7 protein-coding genes are annotated in these 10,868 nt (G+C 34.0%); 2 read left to right on the plus strand and 5 right to left on the minus strand.

Translation table 11 applies throughout. The features are described from left to right. Window positions 1-448 precede the first annotated feature (448 nt). Both GMC_RS0114325 and GMC_RS0114330 read left to right on the plus strand, forming a co-directional pair. Window positions 449-1,888 carry a lytic transglycosylase domain-containing protein gene (locus GMC_RS0114325; RefSeq protein ID WP_010522799.1) on the plus strand — a complete coding sequence of 480 codons (1,440 nt, stop codon included), beginning with the start codon at window positions 449-451 and terminating at the stop codon, window positions 1,886-1,888. Continuing rightward, on the plus strand, window positions 1,885-2,877 hold the full coding sequence (locus GMC_RS0114330) for a DUF4837 family protein (RefSeq protein ID WP_138940647.1): 993 nt from the start codon (window positions 1,885-1,887) through the stop codon (window positions 2,875-2,877). The genes GMC_RS0114325 and GMC_RS0114330 overlap by 4 nt, the downstream gene beginning before the upstream one ends. A gap of 58 nt (window positions 2,878-2,935) precedes the next feature. Here GMC_RS0114330 and GMC_RS0114335 read toward each other — a convergent pair whose 3' ends face one another. The 5 genes from GMC_RS0114335 to tnpC form a co-directional block, all read right to left on the minus strand. Then, window positions 2,936-3,349: a hypothetical protein gene (locus GMC_RS0114335; protein ID WP_010522801.1), complete on the minus strand. Its 414-nt coding sequence runs from the start codon at window positions 3,347-3,349 to the stop codon at window positions 2,936-2,938. Window positions 3,350-3,449: 100 nt separating this feature from the next. Then, window positions 3,450-4,076 carry a hypothetical protein gene (locus tag GMC_RS0114345; protein WP_010522802.1) on the minus strand — a complete coding sequence of 209 codons (627 nt, stop codon included), beginning with the start codon at window positions 4,074-4,076 and terminating at the stop codon, window positions 3,450-3,452. A gap of 413 nt (window positions 4,077-4,489) precedes the next feature. Continuing rightward, complete coding sequence (locus GMC_RS0114355; protein WP_010522803.1) at window positions 4,490-6,904, minus strand: galactose-binding domain-containing protein; 2,415 nt, start codon at window positions 6,902-6,904, stop codon at window positions 4,490-4,492. A gap of 446 nt (window positions 6,905-7,350) precedes the next feature. Continuing rightward, entirely contained in the window at window positions 7,351-9,744 is a 2,394-nt protein-coding gene (locus GMC_RS0114360) for a galactose-binding domain-containing protein (RefSeq protein ID WP_010522804.1), read from the minus strand. Between the two features lie 287 nt (window positions 9,745-10,031). Continuing rightward, window positions 10,032-10,868, minus strand: an 837-nt coding sequence (gene tnpC / locus GMC_RS20855; RefSeq protein WP_010522805.1) for an IS66 family transposase, incomplete at its 5' end; no start/stop codon positions are given.

The following is a 10,868-nucleotide window of genomic DNA, read 5'->3' on the forward strand; positions in this document are numbered from 1 at the left end:
CCGTAAAAGGGGTTAAAAAACGGTATAACATTTGATGCAATTTATCACATAAATTTAGTATTTTGATTTTTTATTGAATCATGCCACTAAGAATTTGCAACTTCTGCTAGTGGCATGGTACTCAAAGTTCCTTTAAAATGATTAAAAAATTTTCCAGTATATTTTTTATACTTTTCCTGACTCCATTATTTCTAATTGCACAAGATGTACCTTTGGGCAACAGTGGAAAAAAATCAAAAAAAAAGCAATCTAAAGGGTTTTTTAGAAAAAAAATAAAGCAAAAAAGCAAGTTGATTCACTGGTTTATGAAAAATCTAATGCAAAGAATCAATTAATAAAAGGAGCATTTGTAACAAAAAATCAGCAAGTAATTACTACTACTTTCCCCTTAAAGGGAGAAGGTATTCAGGATAGCATTGCAAAAAGCACGCTGCTTACACTAGATCAAGTGAATAAGCCGGTATTAAAAGCACACAAAAGGCTTGATTTATCAGATGTATCGGTTATAAGTAATTTTCAAGAAGGATTTAAAGATCATCCAAGTATTGAGGCGTTGGATGCCCGCTGGAAACAGGAATTATTCAATTCAAGCTTGTATGATTCAATTTACGAAACTATAATAAATCAGGATTATACAAATGTTGAGTTCGTAGTTAACCTTCCTACCGAAACTTTAAAAAAACAACTAGCGGATTTAAATGCAAAAACACCGTTTAACGTGGAGTATAATCCTTCTCTGGAAAGTGTCATTAAAAACTACCTTAAAAATAGGCATCAGTCTCTTGAACGATTAATGGCCTTAAGTGATTATTATTTTCCGTTATTTGAACAAGTACTAGACAAATACGATCTGCCATTAGAAATTAAATATCTGGCTATTGTAGAATCGGCGTTAAAGCCCAGAGCAAAATCCAGAGTGGGAGCCACTGGATTATGGCAATTTATGTTTGGAACAGGTAAGGAGTATGATTTGAATGTGAGTTCATACGTGGATGAACGTATGGATCCTATAAAATCTACCGAAGCTTCTGCTAAATATTTGGCAAAATTGTATAAAATATTTGGCGATTGGGATTTAGCCTTAGCCTCGTATAATTCGGGACCTGGAAATGTTACTAAAGCAATTAGGCGAAGTGGTGGATATACAAACTATTGGAATATTAGGCCTTATTTGCCAAGGGAAACAGCGGGATACCTACCAGCATTTTTAGCAACGATGTATATTTTTGAATACGCAGATTTCCATGATTTTAAACCTAAAAGACCTGAATTTGCTTATTTTGAGACAGATACTGTTCATGTAAAACAGCAAATCAGTTTGGATCAAGTGGCTGAAATTATGGATATTGAAATGGAAGTACTTCAGTTTTTAAATCCATCCTACAAACTTGATATTATACCACACGTTGCATCAAAAGATTACAAATTACGTCTGCCATGGGACAAAGTGGGTGCCTTTGTAGCTAATGAAAATGCAATTTATGCAAAAGCAAAAGCCGATTTTGATAAAAGAGAGAAGCCCTTACCACAATTATTTGAAGTAAGTAATAAAATCAGGTATCGAATCCGGAGTGGTGATTATTTGGGTTTAATTGCAAGAAAGTTTGGAGTACGAGTTTCGCAAATAAAAAAATGGAATGGATTGCGGAACAATAACATCAGAGTAGGAAAGCACTTGACTATTTATCCAAGGCGGGCAACTGTTTATGCATCAACAAAGAAAAAAGCAATCAAAGTTTCTTCAAATACATACGTAGTAAAATCGGGGGATTCATTATGGAGTATTTCGCAAAAATTTGCAGGTGTAAGTGTTGAAAATTTAAAAAGATGGAACAATATTTCTGGCAATAGATTAAAGCCAGGGATGCGTTTAAAACTAAAAAAATGATGAAAAAAATTTTAGTAATTTGTTTTTCTTTATTAGCAATTGTTGCTTGTAAACAAGGTGAAGAAGCACCAAAACCCCAACTAGATACTGGAGCCTATGCCAAATCTGCAGGGCGCCCTAATGGTTTAACCATTGTTATGGATAATAGATTTTGGGAGGGAAGCATTGGCGAGGTGTTAAGGAGAAACCTAGCGGCTCCTGTGCATGGATTGCCCCAAGAGGAACCAATGTTTACTATCCGTCAAATGCCTGCAACGGCATTTAAAGGTTTTGCAAACAAATCGCGCTGTTTTTTAAAAATTGAAACTAATAAGGATGTGGGTTTTAAAGTCTTAAAAAATAAGTATGCCCGCCCTCAAATAGGCATTGTCATTTCAGGAAATACTGAAGAGGAAATTAATCAAGAATTTTTAGCTCATAAAAGTGAAATCATACAAACTTTTAAAAATATAGAGCTTTTGAATAAGCAACAATTAGTTAAAAATCCTTTGGACATAAAAAAGCTTGATAAAAATTTGGGTATAAGCCTTAGCGCTCCAAATGCCTATAGAGTGGCAAAAGCTTCCAAAGATTTTTACTGGTTAAGGAGGAACATCTCACATGGTACTCTTAATATTACGGCTTATGAAGTTCCGGTTGATTTTTTTAAAGATTCTTTAAGCATTCCGCAAAACATTATACGAATGCGAGATACCTACGGAGGTGATCATGTTGTTGTAGACGAAGGAGGGCGTTTTATTACTGAGGCTGCTTATTCGCCTTACTTTCAAGAAACAAATATTGCTAATTTTGATGCTTACGAAACCCGAGGCACGTGGGAAGTGAAAAATAAATGGATGGCAGGACCATTTTTAAATTATGTTATTAAAGACACTCAAAAAAAACGTTTTTTAGTGCTTGAAGGTTTTGTTTTTGCTCCATCAATAAACAAAAGAGATTATATGTTTGAATTGGAGGCAATTTTAAAAACAGTAAAATTTGTTAACTAAATGGCGTAGGTGTTATTAACAGTTGAGTTCAATTTAGGTGTAAGGGATTGATTAAAAGTTATTCAAATATAAACGGGAAAAAATCATCATCAATATCTTCAAATTCATCACGAATGTCATTAAGAAACCTTTTAGTGCTGGCTTTAAATTTTAAGCTTTCTAGTTCAAAAGATACCGTTTTTTTTAATCCAAGAATATGATTGGTATATTTGTGAATTTTTTGTTTCAACACATTTTCAGATCTATGGTTAAAATGGTCAAAATAAAATGAATTATCCGGATCATGTTTTGTAAACATTAAAATCTCAATCTCTAATTGTTTAATATGTTCATCAAGTTGCTTTAGTAAGGATTTTGATTGGCTATCGTCAATTTTTATCTCAGTCACCTCGTTGTTTTTCTCTATTTCTGATTTTAGCATCAGTAATTGATAGTAATCCCTATTTTGCCAGGCTTCGGACAATTTTTTCATTAGTACCTCCCGTTCTTTTTTTTTTTTTTTGATAACACAAGGTCTGGATGGGCTTTTTTTACTAACGATTTGTAAAGTTTTTGAAACTGCTTATCCGTGTTCAATACTTTTCTTTTTTTAGCTCCGCTTCATGAGCCTTTTGAGAATCGTGTTGCTGTTGCTCAAATTGTTTGGCATATTCCTCCTTGTTTTTTACAAACTTTTCAAAGTCAAAATCTTCATCAACATCAAAACCAAAATCGTTAAAAATATCCTTGGCCATTTCATTCATGAATTCTTTCTCTTCAGGATCAATTTTTTCTACTTGTTTTGTATTGATAATTTCATAAATTTCAAGTAGCTCAGCGGTTTGATGGTTTTGTTGAAATAACCCGTTACATTCTTGCATTATCAAGTCTTCCATCATTTCATTTTGCCAATTCGCAAAACCTTTAGTGTCGTAATATTTAAATAACTTTATAATGTAAGCCTCCTTTTCTTTAAAGAATTCTTTTTCTAGGGGAGCAATTTCATTAGAATACGCTTTTTTTATTTTTTCTAATGTTACTTTACTTTTTTCAAACTTAGCTTTTAGTTTATCAATTTTTTCAATTTTTTTATTGATTTTACTAGTTATGGATTGCTTGTTTTTGTTAGAAGTATCATCAACTTTTAGTAGTAGCGATTTGTTGGTTTTTTTTTGCTTAGTGGGTTCGTCAAAATCAAAAAGAGAGGTTTGTTTGCTCATAAACTTGTTCTTTATAGTGCGTGATCAAAATTTAAACATCAACCTCAATAGTAAAAACAATACTGATTCTGAATTTAAATTGCTCAAATAAAATTAAGAATTTTATGTTTGGACCCAAATTAAAATAACACTGCAAGGCCAGCCAGGGTGTTGTTTTATATTAAAGTATCAAACAAAAAAACCATTTTAAATGGGAAATTTAATGTAGAAAAAGCTACAGTTTATTTTATTTAGGAACATTAAATACAAGCTTTAAATTTAAGTTTGATATAGCAAAGCTCAAAATTTTTAGCGCACTAAAACGACTACTTTTATTGTAAATTTTATATCGGAAAAGGTATAAAAACAATCCTTCATAAAAATATATTTTTATGAAGGATCGTATGAGCACATTAGTTTTATTCCAAGTCTAATTATTTTACAATTAGTTTTACAACTTGATTTCCGTAATCAATACTTATAAAGTACAAACCAGTGGTTAGGTTTGAGGTGCTGATCGTTTCAGTAGTACTATTAGCATATAATTGTTTTACTAATTTTCCAGTACTGTCTAAAACATTTATTTGATTTCCTGATGTTAAGCCTTCCAAACTAAAATTTTCACCTATTGAAGCCGGATTTGGATAAACAATCACTTTATTTTGATCGGTAACATCATCAGTTGCTAGTGTGCTATTTGCACTTAAATTAGCATTAAAAATAGGGTTGATATCCCATCTTTGATTGTTGTTATTGTTATTTGCAAACCAAATTTGAACATTAGCATCTCTAGCACCTGCAGCAACATCTAAAGCACGAGACAAACAATTATTTGGTCTTAATGTATAGTTTGCTCTGTTTTGTGAAATAGTCCATTGCTGATGACTAGCCGTAGCATTGTTGCCTGTTTGCACATCAGATCCATTGCTGCAACCAGCGCCTTCAACTTCCAAATACCTACCTGTTCCGTTATTTCTGATAGTGTATACATTGTTGCCAAGGTGTGTCAATTCCCAACGCTGGTCAGCAAAAACACCTGTATCTACCATTCGGGCAGTATGATTTTCCAATGCACGAGCTAGCAAACTTTGATTGGTAAATGGATTAGATATTTGGTATAAGCCGTTTGTAAATAATTGATTTGAATTGTTGTTTGCAGGAGTAGGATTATTTGCAGTATTTAGTGGTGTTCCAAATACTTCAATTTCGGCTATATTCAAAAAATTAGTTCCAGATAATTGTATGCGAACGTATCTTCCGGTTCTTCCAATATTTTGTCGGGTAGGTCTTTGAGCAATACCATCCTGAAAATAGACTCCATTTCCAGTCTGATTAGCAGTAGCTACAATGTCGGTTGAAACAAATGGAACGTCGGATACAAATATTTGATATTGTTGCAATCTATTTCTACAGCAATCTTCTCTGTTCCACACGTTAATATGGCTTATGTTATTGATACTACCTAAATCAATTTCCCACCATGCAGCTCCATTATTTTCAGTGTGCGAAAAATTAGTTGTATTTCCGTCATTGGCAAAACTTGCATTTATAGTACGTAATGTACTTGATTGAGTTGCGGTACCGTTTAAAGCTAAATTAATTGCATTTTCATTATTAACTGGAGTTGGTGATGCTACAGGTGCAGGTTGTGGTGCGGGAGTGGGTGTAACGGTTACTGGAGCTGGGTCAGGCGTTGAAGCTGGTTGAGTTCCAAAAAAAGTCGGACGATAAACACGAACCCAGTCTACCTTCATGGCATTCAAATTATTATTATTTAAATTAGCTACGCTTTCTAGCGGTCTGCCAGCATGAGATTCTGTATCTAAAATGATAAATGTAGGATCGTTAAATTCTCTATTTGGAAAAGCAGAGCCTCCTGAGCTTCTTCCTTGAACGTCTCTTAGTAATTCAGTAGTTTCACAATTTAAAACTGCTGGATTAGGGCACTGTAAACGTGCATCTGTAAAGCTACCTGTCAAGCTATTTGCAATTCTGTTAGGAACGTAGTGGTTCCCATTAAACCTGGGGACACCATCAATATAATAAAACACCTCGGTTGGGCTTGTCCACAGTGCTCCAAATGTATGAAAATCATCTCGCCAATTTCTGATAGGAGCAGAAGAGTTTGTGGGGCTGGTGTTAAAGAAAACCTGATACGTAAAATCGGTTAAATCTCGACCTCCGCAATTATCCGTTTCTCCTCCATGGTTCTGCACACCTTGTCTATGCCATATGTGTTGATTAACTGACATTTGAGTGGTGTAAAATGTTTCATCACCTCCAATAACATTACCGTTGTTATCTCTTAGTTTTGCGCCTCCATAACATTCTAATACGTCTATTTCTTCATTATCACATGCATTTAGCATCCAAAAATTGGAGGAGTTTTCCAAATTAGAAATCTGTATCCTTGCTTCCATATAAACTGGGTACAAAATGGTGTTTTTTGTAGTTACTATGCCGCAGTTTACAAAACGATCGGTAAAATTTCTTCTCCCGCCAGGGTTGTTATCTCCAGCAAATGCTCTAATTTCTAAATTTCCATTATTTAACGTAATAGCATCGTTTCTAAAATTCCCATTCCCTACAATATTCCACCGGGTTTGGCCTGGGCCAGTAAAGCCTGGATCTGGATTATAGCGTTCATCCCAGGTACTTCTAAATTTAGGGTTTTGCTTATTGGCGTAATTAAAATCATCGGATACAGCCTCTATCAAATCCCACGAAGCAATATTCTGCAAATTTGTAGGTAGTGGTGTGTTTCCAAAATTTAATCCTCTGTCGTTTCTTTGCGCCGACACTATATTTGAAATTGATAATAATAAAATAAAGACATATAAATTTTTCATATTTAGTATTTTTTTAAGTTATATTTTATGTAGTCTTTAAAATATGCGAAAACATACGACTAAATTGATGTAGTAAATTAGTTTTGTTTAGTCTAGGTATAAGAAAAACTTATAAATTGAATCTCTTTTGTGATAAGACGAATTAAAAGTCGTTTGGTCTATTAAATTAAAAAAATGATTTTCAAATAATTAAAATTTTTAGTTGGTTCATTTGAATGGAGGCTATGTAACTAATTGTGGTCAAGTGAGCTTCATCACAATATTTTGTTAAAAAAAATCATTTCCTTTGCGGAAGAGTGAAAGTAGTGGGTAGCAGGTATTTTTCGTAATTCATTGAACCCTTAAAATTGAGCCAATTAAAATCAGCAGGAAAATTAATGTTATAAAAAGAAATACGGATTGCCTTTTGAGCAATCCGTATTTAACTATTTGAAAAATCAGTTAGCTTATCTTACTATTAGCTTGATTATTTGATTTCCAAAATCAATGTTTATAAAATATAAGCCAGCTGCTAAATTAGAAGTGCTTATTACTTCCTTTGAATTAGTTGCATAAACTTGTTTTACTAATCTGCCTAGGTTATCAAAAATGTCAATTTGGTTTCCTGCTGTAATACCACCTAAAGTAAAATCAGTTCCCAAAATTGCAGGATTGGGATATACTGTAGGTTGATCAGTTGCGTTGTCAATGTCGTCAATTATTTTTGCACTACTAGCAGTTGCACTAAATATAGGGGTTATTTGCCATTTTTGGTTGTTGTTATTTCTATTGGTAGCCCATAAGTGCGTATTGGCATTTCTGGCCCCTCCAGCAACATCAAGTGCTCTGGATAAACAGTGGTTTGGTTTTAAGGTGTAATTAGCACCATTTCTTTCAATTTTCCACTTTTTGTGGTTGCCATTAGCGTTCGTCCAAGTTTGAACTAATGCACCATTTGAACATCGGGCACTAGAAACCTCAAGATATCTTTGTGTTCCATTATTTCTAATAGTATATACATTATTCTCTAAATGCACAAATTCCCATCTTTGATCAGCATAATTCCCAGTGTTTATCATTCTTGCACGGTGATTTTCCAAAGCTCTTGATAACAAACTTTGATTAGTGAACGGATTTGAAATTTGGTACAATCCATTAGCAATTAGTTGATTTGAATTGTTGTTAGTTGGTGCGGATGTATTTCCTAAACCAATTGGTGTTCCAAAAACTTCAACCTCAGCAATATTCAAAAAGTTGGTTCCTGATAATTGGATACGAACGTATCTACCTGTTCGTCCTATGTTTTGTCTTGTAGGTCTTTGAGCAATTCCTTCCTGAAAATAAACACCATTTCCATTTTGGTTAGCAGTAGCTACAATATCTTTTGAAACAAAAGGAACATCAGATACAAATATTTGGTATGCTCTTAATCTATTCTGGCAACAATCAGCTCTATTCCATACGTTAATATGGCTAATGTTAGATACGCTTCCTAAATCAACTTCCCACCAGGCAGCGCCATTATTTCTAGTATGGGAAAAATTATTTCTATTTCCATCATTTGCAAAACTAGCATTAAATGTACGTAAAGTAGTTGACTGCGTTGCGTTTTTGTTTAAAGCTAAATTAACAGCATTTCCGTTATTAACTGGTGCAGGTGCAGCAACAGGAGTTGGACGAGCTGGTGGTGGCGTTACTACTACAGGCTGAGGTGTTGGAGCGGCACCATTAAATGTAGGACGGTATACTCTTACCCAGTCAACCTTCATTACATTTAAATTGTTATTGTTCAAATTGTTTGCACTTTCAAGTGCTCTACCACCGTGCGATTCTGTATCTAGAATAATAAATGTAGGGTCGTTAAATTCTCTATTAGGGTATGCTGATCCACCAGAGCTTCTTCCTTGTACGTTTCTTAATAATTCTTCCGTTTCACAATTTAGTACTGCAGCGTTAGGACACTGTAAACGAGCGTCAGCAAAACTACCAGTTAAACTGTTAGCGATTCTACCTGGAACATAGTGATTTCCATTAAATCGCGGAACTCCATCGATATAGTAAGTTACTTCAGTTGGACTAGCCCAGTATACTCCAAATGTATGGAAACCATTTCTCCAGTTTTCAATGGGTGCAGAAGAATTTGTTGGGCTGGTGTTAAAGAAAACTTGATAAGTAAAATCAGTTAAGTCTCTACCTCCACAGTTATCTGTTTCACCACCGTGATCTTGAACACCTTGTCTGTGCCAGATATGCTGGTTAACTGACATTTGAGTGGTGTAAAACGTATTGTCACCTCCAATTACATTTCCATTGTTATCACGTAACTTAGCACCACCGTAACATTCTAACACATCAATTTCCTCGTTGTCACATGCATTTAGCATCCAAAAGTTAGAAGAATTCTCTAAGTTGGAAATTTTTATTCTTGATTCCATGTAAACAGGATATGAAATCGTTCTTTTTGAACTGATGATACCACAATTTACAAAACGATCTGTAAAATTTCTTCTTCCCCCAGGGTTGTTTGCACCAGGATAGGATCTTATTTCTAGGTTACCACCGTTCAGTTTTACGTAGTCGTTACTGAAATTTCCAGCATTGGTAACATTCCATCTTGTTTGACCAGGACCTCTAAATCCTGGATCAGGATTGTATCGTTCTTCCCAAGTATTACTAAATTTTGAGTTTTGTTTACTGGAATAATTAAAATCATCAGATAGATTTTTAATTAATTCCCAAGAGGCTATGTTTTGAAGATTTGTAGGTAAAGGTCGATTATTGAAATTTAAACCTTTATCATCCCTTTGAGCAACTAAGGTTTGAGTTAACAACAGTAAAGCAATAATATATATTTTTTTCATACGAGTATTAAGTTGTTTTTAATTTATAAGGGTGCTAAAATATAAAAAAATAACCTTACTACAACGTTAAAGTGCCCTGTTAAAGCTGATTAATGGGGGAATTTATACACATTTCATTTTATATGAAGGAATAATATTACTGTAAATTTATGCTAAAAAAAAGTTAATATTTTGAAATACAAACGATTGGAGTGATCTAAAAATGAGGTTATAAAATTTTACCTACGTATTTATAGATGCAAAAAAATAGTGTTAAAAATGTATTTTTTTTGTATCCATCCGAGCAATTACACGTTAAGATTTTTTTGATATCCAGGTAATAGTTCTTCAAGTTTTAGTATGCTATGATCAGGGATTCTTTGCAAGGTATCCTCTAGCCATTCTCTAGGGTTGATGTTTTGTATTTTGCAACTTCCAAAGAAGGAATATAGCATTGCTGCATTTTGTGCAGCTTTATGCGATCCACAGAATAGGTAATTCTTTCTTCCAATTGCCATGGGTCGAATCGCATTTTCGATTAGGTTATTGTCCAGTTCAATATGTCCATCATTAAAGATGGTTTCTAGCTTTGGATATTGATTTTTAAAATAAGTCATTGCTTTTCCGATAGGACTTTGTGGCAATACATTGAACTGTTCAGCTTCTATCCATGTTTTGATCTGTTCCAATAACGGTTTGACTTTTTGATCTCGAAGTGCTTTTCTTTTATCATAATCATTTGGAGTTTCTTCTTTGATGGTTCTTTCTTCTAAATACATTTTTCTAAAAAGCACCAAAGCTATTTGTGCGCGGTTTTTATCACTATCCAATGCATCATGGAACTTGCGCCTGGCATGTACCAAACATCCAGCCAAGGTAATCTTAGGGTTAGTTCCTATTTTATCATATACAGTGTAGCCATCGCATTGCAGATAACCACTGTAATTTGCAAGTAATTCTTTAGGTTCATTTTGTCCGCGTCCTTTTCGGTAATTAAAGAGTACGAGTTTTTGAATGGGATCGTGATAAACCCATTGATAGCCTTGATGTGTACTCTTTATTTTGTCTTGATCCTGCACTTTGATCGGTGATTCATCAGCTTGGATCACTACTGTCCGGTAAAGAATTGTTAAAAGTCTGTGAGA

The organism is Aquimarina agarivorans (assembly GCF_000218485.1).
Lineage (GTDB): Bacteria > Bacteroidota > Bacteroidia > Flavobacteriales > Flavobacteriaceae > Aquimarina > Aquimarina agarivorans.

Coding starts and splice junctions, on each gene's coding strand:
- GMC_RS0114345 (WP_010522802.1), bottom strand. CDS start 4,076: ATGAGCAAACAAACCTCTCTTTTTGATTTTGACGAACCCACTAAGCAA.
- GMC_RS0114360 (WP_010522804.1), bottom strand. CDS start 9,744: ATGAAAAAAATATATATTATTGCTTTACTGTTGTTAACTCAAACCTTA.
- GMC_RS0114335 (WP_010522801.1), bottom strand. CDS start 3,349: ATGAAAAAATTGTCCGAAGCCTGGCAAAATAGGGATTACTATCAATTA.
- GMC_RS0114330 (WP_138940647.1), top strand. CDS start 1,885: ATGATGAAAAAAATTTTAGTAATTTGTTTTTCTTTATTAGCAATTGTT.
- GMC_RS0114355 (WP_010522803.1), bottom strand. CDS start 6,904: ATGAAAAATTTATATGTCTTTATTTTATTATTATCAATTTCAAATATA.